The organism is Rhizobium sp. PvP014 (genome assembly GCF_017876855.1).
In the GTDB taxonomy this organism is placed as follows: domain Bacteria; phylum Pseudomonadota; class Alphaproteobacteria; order Rhizobiales; family Rhizobiaceae; genus Neorhizobium; species Neorhizobium soli.
Genome location: NZ_JAGIOT010000002.1, coordinates 3,423,859 through 3,445,371, shown reverse-complemented (window position 1 = coordinate 3,445,371; position 21,513 = coordinate 3,423,859). Strand labels below are relative to the sequence as shown.

17 protein-coding genes and 1 tRNA gene are annotated in these 21,513 nt (G+C 60.2%); 4 read left to right on the top strand and 14 right to left on the bottom strand.

Translation table 11 applies throughout. The annotated features are described in order from the left end of the window. Positions 1-18: 18 nt before the first annotated feature. The 3 genes from rirA to J3A65_RS21120 form a co-directional block, all read right to left on the bottom strand. Complete coding sequence (gene rirA, locus J3A65_RS21125; RefSeq protein ID WP_062453758.1) at positions 19-495, bottom strand: iron-responsive transcriptional regulator RirA; 477 nt, start codon at positions 493-495, stop codon at positions 19-21. A gap of 122 nt (positions 496-617) precedes the next feature. Then, positions 618-749, bottom strand: coding sequence for a hypothetical protein (locus J3A65_RS23520; protein WP_256413688.1), 132 nt, complete (start codon positions 747-749; stop codon positions 618-620). A gap of 108 nt (positions 750-857) precedes the next feature. Beyond that, on the bottom strand, positions 858-2,354 hold the full coding sequence (locus tag J3A65_RS21120; protein WP_209903228.1) for a CoA-acylating methylmalonate-semialdehyde dehydrogenase: 1,497 nt from the start codon (positions 2,352-2,354) through the stop codon (positions 858-860). 123 nt (positions 2,355-2,477) lie between these two features. On the opposite strand from J3A65_RS21120, the gene J3A65_RS21115 reads away from it, so the two are divergent. Then, complete coding sequence (locus J3A65_RS21115; RefSeq protein ID WP_113166237.1) at positions 2,478-3,383, top strand: LysR family transcriptional regulator; 906 nt, start codon at positions 2,478-2,480, stop codon at positions 3,381-3,383. 63 nt (positions 3,384-3,446) lie between these two features. Here J3A65_RS21115 and J3A65_RS21110 read toward each other — a convergent pair whose 3' ends face one another. Continuing rightward, positions 3,447-3,692, bottom strand: a complete 246-nt coding sequence (locus J3A65_RS21110; RefSeq protein ID WP_062579161.1) for a helix-turn-helix transcriptional regulator — start codon at positions 3,690-3,692, stop codon at positions 3,447-3,449. Between the two features lie 244 nt (positions 3,693-3,936). On the opposite strand from J3A65_RS21110, the gene J3A65_RS21105 reads away from it, so the two are divergent. Continuing rightward, complete coding sequence (locus tag J3A65_RS21105; RefSeq protein ID WP_092661249.1) at positions 3,937-4,401, top strand: hypothetical protein; 465 nt, start codon at positions 3,937-3,939, stop codon at positions 4,399-4,401. Positions 4,402-4,423: 22 nt separating this feature from the next. Here the strand turns inward: J3A65_RS21105 and J3A65_RS21100 are convergent. Together J3A65_RS21100 and J3A65_RS21095 are read right to left on the bottom strand one after the other, a co-directional pair. Further along, positions 4,424-4,500, bottom strand: a tRNA-His gene (locus J3A65_RS21100). A gap of 141 nt (positions 4,501-4,641) precedes the next feature. Then, entirely contained in the window at positions 4,642-5,088 is a 447-nt protein-coding gene (locus J3A65_RS21095; protein WP_209903226.1) for a phasin family protein, read from the bottom strand. A 238-nt stretch (positions 5,089-5,326) separates the two neighbouring features. Between J3A65_RS21095 and J3A65_RS21090 the strand changes: the two genes are divergently transcribed. Beyond that, complete coding sequence (locus J3A65_RS21090) at positions 5,327-9,379, top strand: PAS domain S-box protein (protein ID WP_209903224.1); 4,053 nt, start codon at positions 5,327-5,329, stop codon at positions 9,377-9,379. Between the two features lie 230 nt (positions 9,380-9,609). On the opposite strand, the gene J3A65_RS21085 is transcribed toward J3A65_RS21090, so the two are convergent. Continuing rightward, positions 9,610-11,586, bottom strand: coding sequence for an acetoacetate--CoA ligase (locus J3A65_RS21085; RefSeq protein WP_209903221.1), 1,977 nt, complete (start codon positions 11,584-11,586; stop codon positions 9,610-9,612). A gap of 134 nt (positions 11,587-11,720) precedes the next feature. On the opposite strand from J3A65_RS21085, the gene J3A65_RS21080 reads away from it, so the two are divergent. After that, on the top strand, positions 11,721-13,604 hold the full coding sequence (locus tag J3A65_RS21080; RefSeq protein ID WP_281064426.1) for an AsmA-like C-terminal region-containing protein: 1,884 nt from the start codon (positions 11,721-11,723) through the stop codon (positions 13,602-13,604). Positions 13,605-13,620: 16 nt separating this feature from the next. On the opposite strand, the gene J3A65_RS21075 is transcribed toward J3A65_RS21080, so the two are convergent. The 7 genes from J3A65_RS21075 to J3A65_RS21050 form a co-directional block, all read right to left on the bottom strand. Then, positions 13,621-14,439: an ABC transporter permease gene (locus J3A65_RS21075; protein WP_062453767.1), complete on the bottom strand. Its 819-nt coding sequence runs from the start codon at positions 14,437-14,439 to the stop codon at positions 13,621-13,623. A gap of 1 nt (position 14,440) precedes the next feature. Continuing rightward, positions 14,441-15,352 (bottom strand): ABC transporter permease subunit, encoded by a 912-nt coding sequence (locus J3A65_RS21070; protein WP_209903217.1) that lies wholly within the window; start codon positions 15,350-15,352, stop codon positions 14,441-14,443. Positions 15,353-15,363: 11 nt separating this feature from the next. Then, on the bottom strand, positions 15,364-16,521 hold the full coding sequence (locus J3A65_RS21065; protein ID WP_209903215.1) for an ABC transporter ATP-binding protein: 1,158 nt from the start codon (positions 16,519-16,521) through the stop codon (positions 15,364-15,366). Positions 16,522-16,597: 76 nt separating this feature from the next. Then, positions 16,598-17,695, bottom strand: a complete 1,098-nt coding sequence (locus tag J3A65_RS21060; RefSeq protein ID WP_209903212.1) for a polyamine ABC transporter substrate-binding protein — start codon at positions 17,693-17,695, stop codon at positions 16,598-16,600. Positions 17,696-17,952: 257 nt separating this feature from the next. Beyond that, positions 17,953-19,674: a methyl-accepting chemotaxis protein gene (locus tag J3A65_RS21055; protein WP_245341601.1), complete on the bottom strand. Its 1,722-nt coding sequence runs from the start codon at positions 19,672-19,674 to the stop codon at positions 17,953-17,955. A 296-nt stretch (positions 19,675-19,970) separates the two neighbouring features. Then, the gene (locus tag J3A65_RS23515; RefSeq protein ID WP_256413687.1) at positions 19,971-20,105 is read right to left on the bottom strand and encodes a hypothetical protein; all 135 of its coding nucleotides are present in this window, start codon (positions 20,103-20,105) and stop codon (positions 19,971-19,973) included. A 144-nt stretch (positions 20,106-20,249) separates the two neighbouring features. Continuing rightward, entirely contained in the window at positions 20,250-21,431 is a 1,182-nt protein-coding gene (locus J3A65_RS21050; protein ID WP_209903208.1) for an NAD(P)/FAD-dependent oxidoreductase, read from the bottom strand. Positions 21,432-21,513: the final 82 nt, after the last annotated feature.

Below are 21,513 nucleotides of genomic sequence, written 5' to 3'. Positions count from 1 at the left end.
ATGAGATCTGTATTGAGATCAGGCGGCCGGTGCCGCGACCATCTTGGCGATTGCCGGCGGCGGATCGATCCCGAGCAGGAAGTTGATCTGCGGGCGCGCCTTGACCAGATCGTCGATCGTATAGTCTGCCAGCACGTCGAAGAAGGCATTCAGCGCCTTGCGAAGTGCCGAGTTGAGACCACAGCTATCGACCAGAGGACATTCGGCGACGCCCTCCTCGAAACATTCGGCCATCGCGAAACTGTCTTCCGTCACGCGGATCACATCAAACAGAGTGATACGGTCGGCAGCGCGACCGAGGCGAACACCGCCGTTTCTGCCGCGAACGGTCTCGACCAGGCCGGCCTTGGTCAAAGGCTGCAGGATCTTGAAGAGAAACAGTTCGGACACGCCATAGGCGCGCGCGATCTCCGGGATGCGGCTGAGCTTCCCCTCGTTCGCAGCACAGTACATGAGCATGCGAACGGCGTAGTTGGTCTGCTTTGTCAGGCGCATATTCGTCTCCCGAGACTCGTCACGGCCCCATACATAGTGGGTTTGCTAGTTTTGAACAATTCCAAAGTTTGCGAAATTGCCCTTGAACGCTGCGTTGCCGATGACGCGCTTTATTGCCGGCATTATCCGGCAAGGCCCATGTGTACCGCAAACCAGACTGGAACTGCAAACAGGAAGGTCGCCGCCAGAAACGTTATGCCGATTTTTGCCAGGCGGATGCGGCGCGCGCGCGAAACGTCCCACTCGTAATTCATGATGAACACTCCCCCTCACACGAATGTGTAAATTAGCAGCGCCTAGGAAGAGGTCAATGTCTCCGCCGCACGAGAATGCGGCGGAGCGTGTCTATTCGACAGTCGGGCTTACTTCATGACGGGCATGACGAATTCGGCGCCATCCTTGATGCCTGTGGGCCAGCGGCTGGTTACCGTCTTGGTGCGGGTCCAGAACTTGATCGAATCCGTGCCATGCTGGTTGAGGTCGCCGAAGGACGAGGACTTCCAGCCGCCAAAGGAGTGATAGGCGAGCGGCACCGGGATCGGAACGTTGACGCCGACCATCCCGATATTGATCCGCGAGGCGAAGTCGCGGGCGGCATCGCCGTCGCGGGTATAGATCGCGACACCATTGCCGTATTCATGGCGCATCGGCAGGTCGAGCGCTTCCTCATAAGTCTTGGCGCGCACCACTGACAGGACAGGGCCGAAGATTTCGGTCTTATAGATGTCCATGTCGGGCGTGACGTTGTCGAACAGGCAGCCGCCGACGAAATTGCCGTTTTCATAGCCCTGCAGCTTGAAATCGCGGCCATCGACAACGAGGTTTGCGCCCTCTTCGACACCCTTGTTGATCAGGCCGAGAATACGCTCCTTGGCCTCCTTGGTGACGACCGGGCCCATGTCGGCCTTTTCGTCCGTGTAGGGGCCGATGCGCAGGGATTCGACCATCGGCGTCAGCTTCTCGATCAGGCGATTGGCGGTTTCATCGCCAACAGGGACAGCCACCGAGATCGCCATGCAGCGCTCGCCGGCCGAGCCGTAACCGGCGCCCATCAGGGCGTTGGCGGCCTGGTCGAGATCTGCATCCGGCATGATGATCATGTGGTTCTTCGCGCCGCCGAAGCACTGTGCGCGCTTGCCGTTCATGGCGGCGGTTCCGTAGACGTAGCGGGCGATCGGCGTCGAGCCGACAAAGGAGACGGCAGAGATATCCGGATGCGTCAGGATCGCATCGACCGCGGACTTGTCGCCGTTGACGACGTTCAAAATGCCGGCCGGAAGGCCTGCCTCGATCATCAGTTCGGCCAGACGCATCGGCACGGACGGATCGCGCTCGGAAGGCTTCAGGATGAAGGCATTGCCGCAGGCAATCGCGGGTGCAAACATCCACATCGGGATCATCGCCGGGAAGTTGAACGGCGTGATGCCGGCACCGATGCCGACCGCTTGCCGAATGGAATACATGTCGATGTTCGGACCGGCACCTTCGGTGAACTCGCTCTTGGACAGATGCGGGATGCCGATGACGAATTCACAGACTTCAAGACCGCGAACGATGTCGCCCTTCGCATCCTCGATCGTCTTGCCATGCTCGCGCGACAGAATCTCGGCAAGTTCATCCATGTTGTCATTCAACAACTGGACGAACTTCATAAAGACGCGGGCTCGGCGCTGCGGGTTGGTGGCGGCCCAGTTCGGCTGGGCAGCCTTGGCATTCTCGACGGCTGCATTCAGATCCGCATCGCTCGCAAGCGCCACGGTCGCCTGGACTTCGCCCGTTGCCGGATTGAAGACATTGGCCGTGCGCCCGCTCGTGCCGGCAACATGCTTGCCGCCGATGAAATGACCGATCTCGTACATGGTGATCCTCCTTCTTGAAATTGTAATTGGCGAGGATACGCGTCAATTTGCACAAGGCAACGCCATGGTTTACGCATCCGTTGTGCAGAATTCGACACAACGATACCCGCCCTGGAGGTAACGATGAACTGGGATGACCTGCGGCTTTTCCTGGCTGTTGCGCGCAGCGGACAGATCCTGGCGGCTTCCCGTCGGCTGGGGATCAATCATGCGACGGTCGGGCGACGGATATCAGCGCTGGAAGAGGATCTGCGCACGCGGCTGCTGATCCGCCGCACCAATGGCTGCGAGTTGACGCCGGAGGGAGAGGTGTTTTTGCGGGCCGCCGAGCGGATCGAAACGGAAATGCTGGACGCGCAGGCAAGCACCGGCCGGATCGACGCGGCAATTGCCGGTACCGTGCGGGTCGGCGCGCCCGACGGGTTCGGCGTGCACTTCCTGGCCTCGCGCCTGGGAATGCTGACGAAGCGGCATCCGCAGCTTAAACTGCAACTGGTGCCGGTGCCACGCTCGTTTTCGCTGTCGCAACGGGAAGCGGATATCGCAATCACGATCGACCGGCCAGAACAGGGGCGCCTGGTCTCATCGCGGCTGACGGATTACACGCTCGGGCTCTACGCCTCGAAAGCCTATCTCCAGGACGCAGGCGCGCCCGACAGTATCGAGGCGCTCAAGGACCATGCGCGGATCGGTTATGTGGAAGACCTGATCTTTTCCCCGTCGCTGAACTTCACCGGCGAGGTGATGCGCAACTGGGATGCCGGGTTCGAGATTTCGAGCGCAATCGGCCAGATCGAAGCGGTGCGGTCCGGCGCCGGGATCGGCATTCTGCACGACTATGTCGCTTCGCAGGACATGAACCTGACCCGCATCCTTCCGGACATCTCCATTCGCCGGGCCTATTGGAGCAGTTATCACGAGACGGCCAGGAACCTGGTGCGGGTTCGAACCGTCGCGGATTTCCTGCGGGAAGTCATTCAGGAGGAAGCGCGGATCTTCGTGTGGAAACCGCCGTCCGGACAAAAATAAAGCCCGCGAGAAGCGGGCCTTAAGCATTCACAGCGTCCAGCATGATAGGCCGGACGTCTCCGATTACGACGCCTTCAGAACCGACATCGGCATCTTGAGGGCATTTGCGATGCGCTTCAACTTGGCAGGATCGAAATCCGTGCCGTTCTCCATACCCACGATCTCGTCCGTGACCAATCCGGTCGTAACGGCAAGATCGTCGATGCTGTAGCCGGCAGCCTGGCGCGCCTGGGCAATCAACCCAGCCACCTGATCCGGTGCGAGAACCTGTTCTGTTGAGGCACGAAAGTTATTAATGGAAACCGTCATGGTAATCTTCCTTCCGTCAAAATCTGCCGCTAGGCAGTGAAGGGGGCAAGCAGCCCGAAGTTCGACTGCACAATTTTGGTGCCGCCAGAGCACAATAGATATGCATTGATGCCCCCACGGCAAGGGCATTCGCTGCACTGCAACAAAAAGTGTTGAGCGTCGTCGCAGATCCGAGCCCGTTGTTTGCCGCTTTTTCGAACAAAAACAGTCTTCGCGCGTTCTCTGCTCGAATAGGGACGTCAATATGCATCAGTCGAGTTCGAAACGTTTTGAAAATCTGGGTATACCCGGAAGTACCGATGCTGACATTCTCGAGGCGGCGCATCGCCTTGTGGAGCTTCACCTGACCTATTTACGCGAACACGAGACGAAGAACGACCTCTTCGACGTGCGCGACCTGCCGGCCTCCAAGGACTCGCTGGTCAATGCTTTCCGGTTGACGCTAGCGACCGAAAACAGGACTCATATGCGCACGCTATTGCTGAAGGCGGGCATGACATTGGCGCAGTTTCAGGAAAACATCGGTCGCCCGATGATTGTCAAATCGCAGGATGGCCAGAAACCAAACCAGGTCCGGCGGAGCGATATCGATGCTGCCGTAGCGCGGCGGTTCAACAAGGCCCTGGTCCAACTGGGTGAAGAACGGGCCAGGCTCGGCCGTGTGTTTCAGGACGCCATGCGGATTGCCGGCGACAAGCCGCTTCACTGATCTGAAATTCCAGGAAAAGAAGTGGTACGGTTGAGTGGGGTCGAACCACTGACCTCAGGCGCCACAAGCCTGCGCTCTAACCAACTGAGCTACAACCGCACGAGACGCCTAAATCGCGTCGCCGGTGCAGATACTGCCATCGGCAGCGTTTGGCAAGCCCCTTTTGAGAGAACGAAGCCAAAAATGGAATGGCCGCCCAGTCGGCGGCCATGGAATACGGGCGTGATGCGCTGGTCGCTATCAAGCGGTTCGGAATTTTGCCATTGCCTTTTCGGCAGCTTCCTTGCCCGGCCGCGACACGTCTTCTGCAAGCTGGCGGGCCATGTCCTGCATGGATTTTGCCTGCTCGACCGTCGCCTCTGCCTGACGGCGGATGAACGAGGTCTGCAATTCGAAGAATTCCGACGCTGATTTGACGCCGAGCAGCGCCTGCATATGCGAGAGTGACAGATCCGCACTGGACCGGAACGCTTCCATTGCCTTCAGCCCGAGTTCAACGGACCCGGACTGGGCCGTGTGAACTGTGGATTCCACCGCCGTGGTGGCTTCCTCTGTCGCGGCTTTCATCCTAGCATAGGCTTCACTGGACTGGCTTGCGCCCTGCCCGGTAAGGTCGCGAAGGCGTTCGCCAAGCTTCATGGGATCGAAAGCGGAAAACGAAAACATCTCTTCTGTGCCGTGTGTCATCGCGAAAGCTCCTCCAAGGCTCTACCCCGACTTTTAAATGGGCAAAAGCCGGAGTTGGATGCCTGAAATATAATCGCAAACGTTGTGCCGCGCAACGAATTTGTGCGGCGCACAAAAGCGCCGCCGTTAACCCTGACGGAGGTTTAACCAGTCGGCCTGTGGACCCCGGAAGGGGGGCAAGGTATTAACGAAGGATTAAGTCTCTCAGGAATGCCGGTAGTTAACCGACAGGTCGTTCATGTCCTCTGTACAGTACCCTTTCATCGACATCGCCGTCCACGAGCGCGTCAGGGAACGCTTTGCAGCGGGCGACGGAATCGTGCTGTTTTCCTCCGACATGCGCATGCCTTTGTGGGCGAACGGACGCGGTGCAGCGCTCTTCGGATTTGGCTCGATCTACGACCTGATCGATCAGGGGCCGAACCGCGCCGACGTGGCCTTTCGTCAGGTCGAGGCAACCGCCCGCCAGCTTGCCAAGGTCGGCGATACAAGAGGCCTCGCAGTCCGCGTTATTTCCGGTTTCCAACGGGTCGTGCTTCGCGGGGCCTGTGAACTTGTCGAAGTCCATGGCGAGCGGGCCATTCTGTTTTCGGCAGCACCCGAGCGGGAGCTTGCAACGATCGCCGAGCGTGCGGAGCGGATGATCGAGGGCTTCGAGGAAGCAGACACCCATATCGCTATCGTTGACGCGGCAGGCAAGGTTGCTGCTGCCTCCGAGCGTTTTGAAAGTCTCGACATATCGGAAGCGGCGATCACGACGCTTTCGGCAACGGCATCCGCCGATCCCAGCCGGCTTGCCAAACGGCCGATCACGACCGCCAAGGGCAACCTTCCGGCTGCCATCGGCAAGCTTTCGGACGCCCCTGCCCTCTACATTCTGTTCACTGTCGATATGGCGACCGATGACGCGGTTACCCCGCAAACCTTGGTTGATCCCGGCGTCGTTGCGATGGTGCCCAATGACGAGACCGCCGTCATCGACGCCCTTGCCGCGATCGAGGACGATGTTGAGGCTCAGGAAGAGTTCGAGCTTCCTGAAACCGTGACGGCGGCAGAGGCAACCGAGATCAACACGGTCGCGATTGAAGAGACTGCGGCGGACGAAGAAAATTCCGAGCCCGCCGAGCAGCCGGAGCCGGTTGCGGAAATAGAGGCTGCGGTAACCGCGGTTAACGACGCAGCTACGGTTGCTGACGCGCCGGTCGATGGCGACGTACCAGTTGAAGAAGCGGCGGCGGTAGAGCCGGAGAGTGAAGAAGTCGATCTAGAGCCCGCTCCGGAAGCATTTGCCGAAGACATCGAGTCGGAGGATGTTGTCGAAGACATTCCGGCGCATGAGATCGCGGAAGCCTCGGACGAGATCGCGGAAAACCTCTTTCCGGCACCGGAAGCTGCGGAAGCATCCGAGCCGGCCGAAACACGGAGCGAGCAGGCTCTGACATCGGTCGCGGCTCCCGAAAATACGGTCGTTGAACCCGATGCATCCGGCGACGTCGAAGGCTTTGTGTTCAGCCGCGATTCACGCGCTGTGCGTTTCGTCTGGAAGATCGATGCCGATGGGCAGTTTACAGAGGTCTCGGGCGAATTCGCCAAGGCCGTGGGACCGCATGCGGCAGATGTTGTCGGCATGGCGTTTTCCGACCTCGCCGCTCTCTTCCATCTCGATCCCGAGGGGCGCATCACCGAACTGCTCGGCAAGCGCGACACCTGGTCGGGCAAAACCATCTGGTGGCCGGTAGAGGGCACGGCACTTGTCGTGCCGGTCGATCTGGCGGCACTGCCCACCTATACCCGCAGTCGCGAATTCGACGGCTTCCGCGGCTTCGGCATCGTGCGGATCGCCGACGCCAAGGATGATCCTGACGCCACCGGCCTGACGCTCTCGCCGACGACGGTCGAGGATGAAGCGGTCAAGGAGACTGAAGAACCGGGCATCGAGGACGCGGTAAACGCCGCCGATCTGCCATCCGATGACGCCGAGCAGGTCTCCGACGTTCTGGAAGACCGCCCGGTGGCGACGGAAGCGCAACAGGAGGAGCCGGAAGCAACGTCCCCGTCTGATAGCGCCATCTACGGAACCACCTATTCCGATAGCGACCGTTCCGACGCTGCCCCGCTCGAGTGGCCAGCCGGTGAGCGTCCTGCGCTGCGGCTGGTCGAGAACCCCGGCCGTCGCCAGTCCGACAAGGTCATCCAGCTCGAAGAACACCGCGCCCGCCTGACGCCGGTCGAACAGGCGGCCTTCCGCGAGATTGGGCGCCAGCTCGACCGCGCAACGGAAGAAACGCCAGCAAACGCCGAGACTGCGCCGACTGAACCAGCGCCGAGCAAAGCTTCCCCCGCAAGCGAGATTTCCGCGGAGAATACTGACGTTTCAGAGCCAGTGGCAGATGAGACTGATGTGACCAATCCTTGGCAGGAGCAGCCTGCTTCAGACATGGCATCCGAAGAAGAGGTGCTTTCCGCCGAAGAGGCACCGGCCGCAGAAGACCACGTGTCGGATGAGGCTGAGATTGTCGCTCAGGCGGGTGACGAAGGCCATAGCATCGAGGCATCCGAAACGGATCTCGACGGCAGCGCTGTTGACGACCACTTCGCCTCGGACTTCCCGCCTGTCGCTGCAAACGAGAACCAGAGCGACAGCGAGGACGACGCTGGCACGGAAATCCCGGCTGCGCCAATGCTTGAGCCCGCAGATGTTGCGCCGGAGCCAGAGCATGTCGAGCCATCCGACGTCCCTCTGCTGAGCATGATCCCGGTGCGCGAGCGCATCGGCCTCTCCGCCGAGATTGTCGACCAGATGCCGGTGGCACTGCTCGTTCACAACGGCGACACGCTGATCCATTGCAATCCGGAATTCCTCAAGCTGACCGGCTATGCATCACTTGAGGAACTGGAAGAGGTCGGCGGTCTGGATGCCCTCTTGCAGCGCCAGGACTTCGATGGCGATGGTGCGAGACCAAGCGGCATGGTGGTGGTGCGTGCCGACGACGAGATCCTGCCGGTGACCGCACGTCTGCAATCGGTTCGCTGGGACGACACGACGGCCCTGATGCTGGCGCTGATGCCGACGACATCCGACGCGTCGGAAGCAAACTCGCTGTCCGATCACCCGGGCGAGGAAATCCGCACGGTTGCCCGCACGGTCCGCCCTGCCGACCAGTTGGTCCGGCTGCAGGTGGAAGTCGAAGAGTTGCGTGCAATCCTGGAAACTGCGACCGATGGCGTCGTGCTGATCGGTGCGGATGGCGAGATCCGTTCGGTGAACAGGGCGGCAAGCGCGCTGTTCAACTACGATCAGGAAGAAATCGACGGCAAACCGTTCGTGATGCTGTTTGCCCATGAAAGCCAGCGGGCGATCGTCGATTATCTTTCCGGACTTGCCGGGCATGGCGTTGCCAGCGTGCTGAACGATGGCCGCGAGGTGATCGGTCGCGAAGCGTCCGGCGGGTTCTTGCCGCTGTTTATGACGATCGGCAAGCTGACCTCGTCGAACGGTTATTGCGCCGTGATCCGCGATATTACCCAGTGGAAGCGCACCGAAGACGAGCTTCGCACGGCAAAGCGCGCCGCCGAGACAGCCAACGCGCACAAGAGCGATTTCCTGGCGCATGTCAGCCACGAGATCCGCACGCCGCTTAACGCCATCATCGGCTTTTCAGACATGATGGCCGGCGAGCGGTTTGGGCCGATCGGCCATCCGCGCTATATCGAATATGCCAACGACATCGGTCGGTCCGGTCGCCACGTACTCGACATCGTCAACGACCTTCTCGACATCTCGAAAATCGAAGCCGGCGAGATGGAACTAGATTTCGTCGCAGTCGGCCTCAACGAGACGATATCGGAAGCCGTGTCGCTGGTGCAGCCGCAGGCAAACGGCCAACGGGTGATCATCCGCACCGCGCTGTCGCAGGCTGTGCCGCAGGTCGTGGCCGATCTGCGCTCGGTCAAGCAGATCGCACTCAACATTCTGTCGAATGCGATCCGCTTCACGCCATCGGGCGGGCAGATCGTGGTGTCGACCGCCTACGAGCCGAATGGGAGCGTGGCGCTGCGTATCCGGGATACAGGGATCGGCATGACCCGGGCGGAACTGGAACTTGCGATGAAGCCTTTCCGGCAGGTTGCCGGTGCTGCCCGCAAGCGTGGCGACGGAACAGGTCTCGGGCTGCCGCTTACCAAGGCGATGGTGGATGCAAACAAGGCAGCCTTCTCGATCAGCTCGGCGCCGAACGAGGGAACGCTGGTGGAAATCACCTTTCCGCCGCAGCGGGTGCTTGCCAACTGAACGCACGTAAAAAGAAGGCAGCCCTGAGGCTGCCTGGAATTGATGCTGTTCGAAAAGTGACGGAAGACTTCCTAATCAGCAAAGCCTGAGCCTTGCTCATCTTCCCTACACGAAAAGTATCATGCCGGATCAGTTTTGGCGGGCGAGGCTTAACACGCCGTTAAAAACCAATACCAGTTCCGGCAATGCAGGAACGGCGACCCGCAATGGCACAGGGCACCTGATGGCCGTCAATTCCGCAACTCCGCGACATTGGCAAACAGCTCCAGCGCGTCCGGGTTGGCAAGCGCCTCCCGATTTCTCACCGGCCGATTGTGAACGATATCGCGCACGGCAAGTTCGACGATCTTGCCGGATTTGGTGCGGGGAATATCGGCGACCTGGATGATCTTTGCCGGCACGTGCCGTGGCGAGGCGCCTGCGCGAATACGCGCCTTGATCTCCCTGGTCAGTCGGTCGTCCAGCGTCAGTCCGTCCGCCAGCCGGACGAACAGCACGACGCGCACATCCTCGTCCCAGTCCTGGCCGATACAGATCGCTTCGGCGATCTCGTCCATCTGCTCCACCTGATTGTAGATCTCAGCCGTGCCGATCCGAACCCCGCCAGGATTAAGCGTTGCATCGGAACGGCCATGGATGACGATGCCGCCATGGGACGTCCATTCCGCGAAATCGCCGTGGCACCAGATGTTGTCGAACCGCTCGAAATAGGCGGCTCGGTATTTCTGACCGTCGGGATCGTTCCAGAACATCAGCGGCATGGAGGGGAACGCCTTGGTGCAGACCAGTTCGCCCTTTTCGCCACGCACCGGCTGGCCCTCGTCGTTCCAGACATCCACGGCAAGGCCGAGTCCCGGCCCCTGGATCTCGCCGCGCCAGACCGGCTTCAGCGGATTGCCCAGCACGAAGCAGGAGACGATATCCGTGCCACCGGAGATGGAGGCGAGATGGACGTCGTTCTTGATGCCCTGATAGACGAAGGAAAAGCCTTCCGGTGATAGCGGCGAGCCCGTCGAGGTCACGAGGCGAAGGGTGGACAGATCGTGGCTCTGCGCAGGCACGATGCCACTTTTGCGCACGGCGTCGATATATTTCGCGGACGTGCCGAAAACGGCGAACCGCTCCTGTTCCGCATAGTCAAACAGGATGTTGCCATCCGGAGCAAAGGGCGAACCGTCATAGAGGCAGAGTGTGGCGCCAACTGCGAGACCGGAGACCAGCCAGTTCCACATCATCCAGCCGCATGTGGTGAAATAGAACAGGTTTTCACCCGGCTCGATGCCGCAATGCAGCCGATGTTCCTTCACATGCTGGAGAAGCGTGCCGCCGGCCGAGTGGACGATGCATTTCGGGACGCCGGTCGTGCCTGACGAAAACAGGATGTAGAGCGGATGCGAGAACGGCAGCGGCTCGAATTCGACGGTCCGTGCCGTAAATGGCGCCAGGAAATCGGCAAGCGCGCGGCCGTCGGAGAGGGTCTTTGCGAGCGGAGCGGCATCCTTGTCCTGCGACCCCGCATAGGGCACGACCAGAACCGGTACGCCGAGCGTCTTTGAAACCGCGTCGACCTTTGCCGACACATCCTGCAGTTTGCCGTTGTACCAGTAGCCATCGCAGGTGATGAACAGCTTTGGGCCGATCTGTCCGAACCGGTCCAGCACGCCCTGTTCACCGAAATCCGGTGAGCAGGAAGACCAGATTGCCCCGATAGAGGCTGCTGCCAGCATGCAGGCGATCGTTTCAGGCATATTCGGCATCATCGCGGCGATGCGATCTCCCCTGCCGATGCCGAGTGCGCGGTATGCCTGCTGAAGCCTTGACACCTCGCCCTGCAACCTTTCCCAGGACCAACGGTCCTTGACCTTGTCCTCGCCCCAGAAGACCAGAGCGTCCGAGGTCTTCGCGTCGGCTCCGCTGCCGGCAAGCAGGTTTTCGGCGAAGTTCAGGCGTGCATGGGGAAAGAAGCGGGCGGCGAGCATCTCGCCATCGTCGTCCAGGTAGACGTCGCCCTTGTCGCCCTTGACGCCGCAGAAATCCCAGACGGCGGACCAGAAATCGCCGCGCTGTTCGATCGACCAGCTGTGGAATGCGTCGTAATCCTCAAAACCGATTGAATACCGCTCGCTGCACCAGACGATGAAGCGGGCAAGCGGTGCTGTCCGCAACGTCTCCTCCGATGGCGACCAAAGCGGCTGCTGCTCACTCATGCAATTCTCCTCCTATGCCGTTCACAGGCGCGTCCCTGACCGTCTGTATATCATGCGATCGAAGGGGATAAAGCACGGGAGCGCGCGCTTGCTGCATTTGCGCGACGCCGGCATTTCCTATATTCGCGTGAGCCATGCCCAACGAGACAGACGGAAAGCTGCGTAGGACCTTCGGACGCCCCTTAGGGAAGCGGACGCGCATCGCCTTGATCGTTCTGGTCTCGCTGCTGAGCCTCTTCGTCGCCTTCCAGCTCGCGGCACCCTTCCTTGTTTCGACCGTGCTGGTACGGGAACGAATGGAGCGCGCCGTCGAGGAATGGATCGGCCACGACGTGTCGATCGGCGGACAGCCGTCGCTTGCCTTCTGGCCGGAGCCGCGCATCACATTCTCCGATGTAATGGTTCGCAACATCGATCATGGCAAGAAAGGCATGCTTGGCAGCGTCCGTGAACTGTCGGCGTCGTTCGATCTTCTGGGCGCGCTGGTGGGTCAGCCGGAATTCAAGGATTTCCACCTCAAGGACCCGCAGCTTTTCGTGCTGCGCAAACCGGATGGGCGACTGGACTGGACCAATGACGGATTGCTCAGCCGCGCCGTTCGCGCTGTCAAAAGCGATGGCACCGGTCAGTTGCTGGACAATTCGAATGATGCGCCGATCGGCGATGTCCTGATCGAGAACGGCACGCTTCAGATTACCAACGAAGAGGATGGCCGCATCGTCCGGGTCGACCGGATCGACAGCGAGATCGACTGGTCCTATCTTTCACGCAGCGCGAGCTTCAAGGGCCAGGCAACGATTGCCGGCCGCAGGGTCACGGCCGATATCACCTCGCGCCAGCCTCTGCTTTTGTTTTCGGGCCGCAGCAGTAGCACATCAGGCTCAATCCAGTCGGACCTGTTCAACGCGAAATTCAGCGGCGTCGTCAACCTCGCGAGCCACGGCTTTTTGTCCGGAGATGCCGAATTTGCAACGGCGGACGGCGCCAAAGCCATGCAGTGGATGGGGTTCGATCTGCCAGGCACGGAAAAGCTGAAGCAGCTCTCCGTGAAGGCGCGGCTGATCACCAACGATACGGCGATGCGGTTCGAAAGCCTGTCGCTCGGTATCGACGACATCACGGCAAGCGGCATTCTGGACCTGACCATGCCGGCGGATGCTCCCCCGCGGCTGACCGGGACGCTCGCCCTCAACACCCGCGACGTGTTGCCGATGCTGGCCGAGATCGCGCCGCGACTTCTCGACAAAAGCGATCCCGCCGCAAGACTGCGCGACCGGCTCGAGCTGGATTTGAGGCTATCCGCACAAAGCGTCGAGATCGGCCCCTTCCAACTCAGCGAAGTTGCCGTCGGCATCATGAATATCGGTGACCAGTCACGGATCGATATTCTCGACAGCGATTTCGAAAACGGACGACTGACCGGCCGCATCGCGACGATCAAGGACGGGGAAACGGGCGGCGTTGCAATAAGGCTCTCCGTACAGGACGCCGACTTCGCCAGCGTGATCAGCCGGCTTGGCCTGACGGCCCCGCTACCCGGCGCCTCGGGCTCGCTCGAACTGGCGCTGGACGTGGCGCGACCGGTGACGGCGGAAACGCTGCGCAACGCCAAAGGATCTCTGCGCTTTCGTGCCGGCAGCGGAACTCTGCCCGGTGTGGACATGGCAGGCATAAGACGGCTGGCGACCCAAAAACCCTATTTCACGCTGAGCGAAGCAGGGACAGGAGCTTACGAATTCCAGAGTGTCGATATTAACGTCACCGTCGCCGATGGTTTAGCCGATATCCGCAACGGGCTGATCGTTGGAACCAACGAGCGTATTACGCTCAACGGCATCGTGCCCTATGCCAATAACAGCCTCGCGCTTTCTGCCGGTGTGCTCACAGATTCCAGCGGGACAACCAGCGGGGACGCTGCCGCTGGCCGCCCGGATGCCACCCACTTTTTCATCGGGGGATCCTGGCAGAACCCGGTGATCTGGCCGGTCGCGAAGCCCGCGCCGAAGATCACCGAATGACGCACGCCCTGAAAGTTCAGCTGCCGGTCCGCAGCGCCATATGCTCGTCGCGGATGCGCCGGACCTCGGCCCGCTTGGTGCCGATCGAGGTGGCGATGACGCCGAGTGTCACCAGCGCGATCAGGATCGTGCAGATTGCGTTGATCTCCGGCGTCACACCGAGCCTCACCTGCGAATAGATCTTGATTGGCAGCGTGGTGGCACCTGGCCCAGTGTTGAAGCTTGCGATCACAAGGTCGTCCAGCGACAGGGTGAAGGCGAGCATCCAGCCGGAGATGACGGCGGGCAGGATCAGCGGCAGGGTGATCTGGAAGAACGTCTTGACCGGCGGGCAGCCGAGATCGAGCGCTGCCTCTTCCAGACTGCGATCGAAGGTGAGAAGCCGCGATTGAACGACGATCGCCACGTAGCACATGGTGAAGGTGGTATGGGCGATGATGACGGTCCAGAACCCGCGATCGACGCCGATCGCCACGAACAGAAGCAGCAGCGACAGGCCGGTGATGACCTCCGGCATGACCAGCGGCGCATAGATCATGCCTGAGAACAGCATCTTTCCCGGAAACTTCTGGTAGCGGACCAGCGTCAGCGCGGCCAGCGTGCCGAGGATGGTACCGAACGTGGCGCTCAACAGACCGACGCGGGCCGTGACCCAGGCGGCATCCATAAGACCCTGGTTCGACCACATCGAGACGTACCAGTTGAGCGAGAAGCCGCCCCAGACCGTGACGAGCCGCGAGGCGTTGAACGAGTAGACGACCAGAATGATGATGGGGATGTAGAGGAAGGCGAAGCCAAGCGTCAGGACGGTGGCATCAAGGCGGTTCTTTGTCATCTCACGCCACCTTCTTCTGCTGGTTCTGGAAGATGGCGATCGGCACGACCAGCATCAGGAGCAAGACCACTGCTACGGCCGAGGCAAGCGGCCAGTCGCGGTTGCTGAAGAACTCCGTCCACAGCGTCTTGCCGATCATCAGCGTATCGGCGCCGCCCAGCAGATCCGGGATGACGAATTCGCCTGTGATCGGGATGAAGCAGATCATCGAACCTGCGATCACACCCGGCAGCGACAGCGGGAAGGTGATTTTCCAGAACGCCTTCCACGGCGGGCAGCCCAGATCGTTGGCCGCTTCGAGCAGGGTATTGTCCATCTTTTCGAGCGCCGCATAGAGCGGCAGGACCATGAAGGGCAGATAAGAATAGACGATGCCGATAAAGACGGCCGTGTCGGTTCGGAAGATCTCCACCTGTTCGTCAGGTCCCATCAACCCGATCGTCTGCAAGGCGAGCGTCAGCAACCCGTCCGGCTTCAGGATGCCGATCCAGGCATAGACGCGGATCAGGAACGAGGTCCAGAACGGCAGGATGACCAGCATCAGCAGGATCGGCCGGATGGAATTGGGTGCGCGCGCCATGGCAAGCGCCATCGGATAGCCGATGAGGAGAAGCAAGAACGTCGAGATCGCGGCAATCCGCAGCGACGACATATAGGCCTGGAAGTAAAGCGGGTCCTCGGTGAGAAACAGGTAGTTCTCGATGTCCAGCTCGGAGACGAAATCGCTGATGGCGCCCCAGCCGCCGAAGACCGGCGTATAGGGCGGCATGGCAATCGCCGTGTCCGACAGCGAGATCTTGAAGATGATCAGGAAGGGCGCGACGAAGAACAGCAGCAGCCAGAGATGGGGCACTGCGACGACCAGCCAGCGGGCCGGGTTGGCATGCGGATTGTCGGCTGTCGTATCGGCCATGATCGCGCTCCCTATCGTGTCAGCACAAGGCCGGCATCGCGTGACCAGGTCAGCCACACCATGTCGCCGAAGGTGATCGGCCGATCGACCAGGCGCGAGACGTTGGCCTGCGCGGCGCGGACGATACGGCCGTCCTCCATCTTCACGAGAAATACCGAGAAGTCGCCGAGATAGCCGATGTCCCAGACTTCGCCATAGGCCGCATTGAGGGACGTATCGGCGGGCTGTTCCTGAGAAATGCGCACCTTTTCCGGGCGGACCGCGTAGGCGACGTGATCTCCCTTGACGGCCTGGCATTCCTGTTCTGCGGCAACGCTCAGACCGTCGCTGTCGATCCGCACCAGACCGAGGGCGCCGAGCGCGCTATCGGTTTGCGTCACCGTGCCTTCGAGGATGTTGATATCGCCGATGAAGTCCGCCACGTAGCGGCTGTTCGGGGCCTCGTAGATTTCGGCAGGCGTTGCCACCTGCATGATGATGCCCTTGTCCATGACCGCGATACGGTCGGACACGGTCATCGCCTCTTCCTGGTCGTGGGTGACGATGAGGAAGGTGAGGCCCAGCGTCTGCTGGATATCCATCAGTTCGAACTGGGTTTCCTCGCGCAGCTTCTTGTCGAGCGCGCCGAGTGGTTCGTCGAGCAGCAGCACCTTGGGACGCTTGGCGAGCGACCTTGCCAGCGCCACGCGCTGGCGCTGGCCGCCGGAAAGCTGTGCCGGCTTGCGCTTGGCGAACTGCTCCAGCTTGACCAGCTTCAGCATTTCCTCGACGCGGGTATCGATCTCGCCCTTGGCCAAATTGTCCTGCTTGAGGCCGAAGGCGATGTTCTTTTCAACCGACATATGGGGGAAGAGCGCGTAGGACTGAAACATCATGTTGGTCGGGCGCTTGTAGGGCGGAACACCGGAAATGTCCTTGCCCTGCAAAAGGATGCGGCCTTCCGTCGGCTCCTCGAAGCCTGCCAGCATCCGCATCAGCGTCGTCTTTCCGCAGCCGGACGGCCCGAGCAGCGAAAAGAATTCCCTCTCGTAGATATCGAGCGTCAGATTGTCGACGGCGGTGAAATTGCCGAAGCGCTTGGTGATGTTTTCAAAGCGGATGAAGGGCACCGACGCCGTATCGGTCCACGGAGAGAATTTTCGTTTTACCGGTCCGAGTGTCTTTGCCATCGCCTGCCCCGCCTGCCCTCAAGAAATATTGCCAGAAACAGATCGGGGCAGGTTTTGCCTGCCCCGAAGCCGATGGTTACTTGCCGGTCTTGATCTGGGTCCAGAGCCGGTTCAGCACGCGCTGTTCCTTGGGCCCGTAAGGCGAGATCGTGAAGAGCTTCTTGGTGACCTCTTCGGTCGGGTAGACCGCCGGGTTTTCCAGGACTCCCTTATCGATGAACTTCTGCGAGGCCAGGTTGCCGTTGGCATACTGAACATAATTCGATGCCTTGGCGATCACTTCGGGCTTCATCAAGTAATTGATGAATTCATGCGCTTCGGCCACGTTCTTGGCATCGGCCGGGATCGCAAGGTTGTCGAACCACATATAGGTTCCTTCCTTGGGGATCGAGAACTCGATGTTGACGCCGTTCTTAGCTTCCTCGGCGCGGGTCTTTGCCTGCAGAATGTCGCCCGACCAGCCGATGGTGATGCAGATGTCGCCGTTGGCGAGATCATCGATATAGGACGAGGAGTTGAACGTCTTTGCCGAGGAGCGGATGTCGGAATAGACCTTTCCGCCCGCTTCGAGATCCTTCGTTTCCTTGCTGTCGGGATCCTTGCCGACATAGTTCATGCCGATCGCGAAGGTTTCGTCGGATGCGTCGAGGATGTTGACGCCGCAGGACTTGAGCTTTGCAGCATTTTCAGGCTTGAACAGCACGTCCCAGCTGTCGAGGGGCGTATCGCCGAGTGCCTTCTTGACCTTATCGACATTGTAGCCGATCCCGGTCGTGCCCCACATGTAGTTGACGGCGTATTCGTTGCCGGGATCGTATTTGGCAAGACGCGCCGAGATTTCCGGCCACAGGTTGGAAAGGTTGGGGATCTTGGACTTGTCGAGCTTCTGGAAGACGCCGGCCTGGATCTGGCGGGCGAGGAACGGGGCGGTCGGCACCACGACGTCGTAACCGGAGCCGCCGGCAAGCAGCTTGGTTTCCAGGATATCGTTGCTGTCAAAGACGTCGTAGACAACCTTGATGCCGGTTTCCTTGGTGAAGTCCTGCAGGATCGATTCATCGATGTAGTCGGACCAGTTGTAGACATGCACAGTGCGTTCCTGGGCGGAAACACCAGACACGCCGAAAGCGGTCGCAGCCAAAGCGGCGGCTATGCTGAGCAAATGGGCTTTCATCAATTCTCTCCTGTTGCAGCACCTGCAGCCAACGCCCCTGCGCGGCAGGACGGTTCGCGCGAATTTCCCTATAATTTTGAGGAGAGTAGAAAGGAATTCCCCAGGCCACAAGGGGGAATGTGCAATGCAGCAGCGGTTATCGGAAATCGACGCCGCCTGAATCCATGCCCTTGTGCCAAGCCGAAATCGCAACCGGCTCATCGTTCACAAAAAAGGGCGGCCCGAAAGCCGCCCCTTGTCATTTCATCTTCCCGCGCTCAGGCTGCCCGGCTATCCTGACGGGCCATTGATCTCTGGCTATCGATCTTGAACTGCTGGACGAGGCCGAGCAGCATATCCGCCTCTTCAGCAAGACGACGGCTCGCCTCGCTGGTTTCGCCCACCATGGCACCGTTCTGCTGGGTCATCTGATCCATCTTGTTGACGGAGCTATTGATGTCCTGAAGCGCTGCGGCCTGGTCGCGGCTGGCAGTGGCGATCGTATCGACATGCTTGCTGATGATGGTGATGTCGCTGCTGATCGTGGCCAGCACTTCGCCCGCTTCCTGCACCAGCGTCGATCCGGAATGGACCTCGTGGCTGGACTGGTCGATCAGGCCCTTGATTTCCTTGGCCGCATCGGCGGAGCGCTGGGCCAGTTCACGGACTTCCTGGGCAACGACCGCAAAGCCCTTGCCGGCATCCCCTGCCCGCGCGGCTTCGATGCCGGCGTTCAAGGCGAGGAGGTTGGTCTGGAAGGCGATGTCGTCGATGACGTCGATGATCAGTTCGATCTTCTTGGACGCTTCCTCGATCTTGCCCATCGCTTCGACGGCATTGCGGACCACGGTGCCGGAACTGTCGGCGCTCTTCTTGGTCTGCGTCACGGCGTCATTGGCTTCGCGAGCGCGTTCGGCGGAGGAGCGTACGGTAACGGTGATCTCGTCCACGGCGGCTGCCGTCTCTTCGAGCGAAGCGGCCTGGCTTTCGGTGCGGCGTGACAGGTCCGTCGACGAGTGGCTGAGATCGGAGCTGCTCTTCTGGATCGAGAGCGTGCTGGCCCGGATATGCGTCATCGTTTCACGCAGCCGCAGGATCGAATTGTTGAAATCGGTCCGCAGGCCTTCAAGACGACCGGAGAACGGCGTGTCGATCGATGCGGACAGATCGCCCTGGGACAGACGCGACAAGGCCGATCCAAGCTGCGTGACGGCGTGCTCGATCTGGGCGTCGACATGCTGCTTTTCGGTATCGTTGCGATGGCGATCCGCTTCCGCCTCGGCACGCTCTGCGGCGCTGCGGCTTTCGATCAGCTGCTTTTCGCGGTCCTTATCGCGGAAAACCTCAAGGGCTCTGGCAATGTTGCCGAATTCGTTCGGCAGCTGGAGATAGGGGATCGCACTCTTGTTATCGCCCTGCGCAATGGCGCGGACGCTGCCGGTCAGCACGCCGAGCGGGCGCACGAGAGCCCGGATGGCGAAAAAGCTGAAGAAGCCGAGCACCAGAAGCGCGATCGCCGACGTGCCGATGAGGATATAAGCAGACGACGCGATATGGGCGAAATAGACTTCCATCGGAACACCGATGAAGAGGACGCCGGTGACTGCACCTGCGGCAGTGGTGATCGGGTAATACCCGGTCATGTAGTCCTTGCCGAACAGAACCGCGTTTCCGAAATAGGATTCGCTCTTGCCGAGCTTCGGCTGCGCCGGATGTTCGGGAGCAAGCTTCGTGCCGATGGCGCGCTCACCCTTTTCCGTCTTCACGTTGGTGGAGATGCGGACGTAGTCTGCGCCCTGCTTTTCAAAAATCGTTGCAACGCCGCCGATGGCAGCAGCGGCACGGTCGACCACGTCATGGCCTTTCAGAGCGCCTTCGCCCTGGAGAACCTTGTTGACGACTTCGTCGCGGATCTCGGTCTTCGCACCGGGCAGTTCCAGCTCATAAAGAAGCCCCAGCGTGCGCATCGCCTTATAGGCATCGGCACGTGCACTCGACATGACGTCGTTCCGAAGATTGACATAGGCAAGCCCGGAAAGAGTAGCCGCTGCCACGGAAACGAGAAAAAGGCAGAGGAGAACAATCCGGGATACAACGGATGAGGGGAGAAGCTTCTTGGTCAAAACAGGGCTCTTTCCAAAATGTGAGAGACACTGTTGTTTTTGACGGAGATATCTGAAGATTAGATAAATAGGAAATTGACGTAACTCAAGCGACCGACGTAGATCCAGAGCTACACCGACGCCGTTACTCGTTCACACATTCCTTGCCGCAGCAAGGCTGCGGGGAGACTACGTCAGAAGTAGAAAGGAACCGAAAGAAGAGCAACAGTTGCTCCAATCGCCATCGCCAGAAATCTTACGCGGATCAACTTTGCGTTATCCTGGGTCTTGGCAATAGCAATTGCACGGGCGCTGCGGGTCTTCTGCATAGGTATCCGACTCCACGATCTTGGTGATGGCCGCCGGAAGCCGGCGGGTACGCAGCCTATAGACCAAACAAATGGGCTGGCATTAAGGCAGCATCCTCCAGGCATATTAACAACACCTGAATCGAGCACAACTGGCATTTCTACCTAGAGGCTGTCTCCGCAAGCATAGCCGGAAGACCAGGCCCACTGGAAGTTATAGCCGCCAAGCCAGCCTGTAACGTCGACGCACTCGCCGATGAAATACAAGCCTGGCACGGCCTTGGCCTGCATCGTTTTGGAATCCAGTGCGGAAGTATCGATACCACCCAGCGTGACCTCGGCCGTGCGATACCCTTCCGAACCGGCGGGGCGGATCTTCCAGTCCTGGATCGATGCTGCAAGCCCTGTCAGCATCTTGTCGGAGAGATCCGCGAGATTGCCAGTGACGCCGCGGTTTTCCACGAAATACTGAGCAAGACGCTTGGGCAGTAATTCGCCAAGCGCCGTCTGCGCCGCCTGTCTGCCGTTCGTCTTGCGGGCCGCCTTCAGTGCATCGCTGATTGAGGCATCCGGTTCGATCGACAGCGTAATGTCGTCACCTTCCCGCCAATAGGAGGAAATCTGCAGGATGGACGGGCCACTGAGGCCGCGATGGGTAAACAGCATGGCCTCGCGAAATCCCGTCCGGCCGTGGCGCACTTCTGCAGGAACCGCGATCCCAGACAGCGGCGACAGTTTTTCGAGTGTGTTCTGATCGAAGGTCAGCGGCACGAGGCCGGGGCGCGTCTCGACCAGCTTGAGCCCGAACTGCGCCGCAATCTCGTAGGCAAAGCCCGTGGCGCCCATTTTCGGGATGGACTTGCCGCCCGTCGCCACCACCAGCGACCCGGCTTCGAACTGGCCGGCAGAGGTGGCCAGCCGATATCCGTCGGGCGATTTTTCGATGCCGTCGATCGCCGTCTGAAGCTTCAGGGACACTTTCGCGGCCGACATTTCCGACAGCAGCATCGCGATGATGTCCTTGGCGCTGTTGTCGCAGAACAGTTGGCCGAGCGTCTTTTCATGCCAGGGAATCCGATGCCGTTCCACCAAGTCGAGGAAATCGCGGGCCGTGTAGCGGGCGAGTGCCGATTTGACGAAATGCGCGTTGCCGGAGAGGTAATGCTGGGGGGCCGCACCGATATTGGTAAAGTTGCAGCGGCCGCCTCCCGAGATGCGGATCTTTTCGCCAGGCGCCTTGGCATGATCGAGCACCAGCACCGAGCGACCACGCTGGCCGGCGCGGATGGCGCACATCATGCCGGCGGCACCGGCGCCCAACACGATCACATCGAATTTCTGTGCCAATGGTCATCCTCTCGTCATCGACTTGCTGTTTTCGATTGGAGCCTCCAAGTCAAGATGGCGGGGGCACAATAGCGAATTCAGC

What these genes read in the sequence shown, in the direction of transcription:
- rirA (WP_062453758.1), bottom strand. Translation starts at nt 495, where the DNA reads ATGCGCCTGACAAAGCAGACCAACTACGCCGTTCGCATGCTCATGTAC.
- J3A65_RS23520 (WP_256413688.1), bottom strand. Translation starts at nt 749, where the DNA reads ATGAATTACGAGTGGGACGTTTCGCGCGCGCGCCGCATCCGCCTGGCA.
- J3A65_RS21120 (WP_209903228.1), bottom strand. Translation starts at nt 2,354, where the DNA reads ATGTACGAGATCGGTCATTTCATCGGCGGCAAGCATGTTGCCGGCACG.
- J3A65_RS21115 (WP_113166237.1), top strand. Translation starts at nt 2,478, where the DNA reads ATGAACTGGGATGACCTGCGGCTTTTCCTGGCTGTTGCGCGCAGCGGA.
- J3A65_RS21110 (WP_062579161.1), bottom strand. Translation starts at nt 3,692, where the DNA reads ATGACGGTTTCCATTAATAACTTTCGTGCCTCAACAGAACAGGTTCTC.
- J3A65_RS21105 (WP_092661249.1), top strand. Translation starts at nt 3,937, where the DNA reads ATGCATCAGTCGAGTTCGAAACGTTTTGAAAATCTGGGTATACCCGGA.
- J3A65_RS21095 (WP_209903226.1), bottom strand. Translation starts at nt 5,088, where the DNA reads ATGACACACGGCACAGAAGAGATGTTTTCGTTTTCCGCTTTCGATCCC.
- J3A65_RS21090 (WP_209903224.1), top strand. Translation starts at nt 5,327, where the DNA reads ATGTCCTCTGTACAGTACCCTTTCATCGACATCGCCGTCCACGAGCGC.
- J3A65_RS21085 (WP_209903221.1), bottom strand. Translation starts at nt 11,586, where the DNA reads ATGAGTGAGCAGCAGCCGCTTTGGTCGCCATCGGAGGAGACGTTGCGG.
- J3A65_RS21080 (WP_281064426.1), top strand. Translation starts at nt 11,721, where the DNA reads ATGCCCAACGAGACAGACGGAAAGCTGCGTAGGACCTTCGGACGCCCC.
- J3A65_RS21075 (WP_062453767.1), bottom strand. Translation starts at nt 14,439, where the DNA reads ATGACAAAGAACCGCCTTGATGCCACCGTCCTGACGCTTGGCTTCGCC.
- J3A65_RS21070 (WP_209903217.1), bottom strand. Translation starts at nt 15,352, where the DNA reads ATGGCCGATACGACAGCCGACAATCCGCATGCCAACCCGGCCCGCTGG.
- J3A65_RS21065 (WP_209903215.1), bottom strand. Translation starts at nt 16,521, where the DNA reads ATGGCAAAGACACTCGGACCGGTAAAACGAAAATTCTCTCCGTGGACC.
- J3A65_RS21060 (WP_209903212.1), bottom strand. Translation starts at nt 17,695, where the DNA reads ATGAAAGCCCATTTGCTCAGCATAGCCGCCGCTTTGGCTGCGACCGCT.
- J3A65_RS21055 (WP_245341601.1), bottom strand. Translation starts at nt 19,674, where the DNA reads ATGTCGAGTGCACGTGCCGATGCCTATAAGGCGATGCGCACGCTGGGG.
- J3A65_RS23515 (WP_256413687.1), bottom strand. Translation starts at nt 20,105, where the DNA reads ATGCAGAAGACCCGCAGCGCCCGTGCAATTGCTATTGCCAAGACCCAG.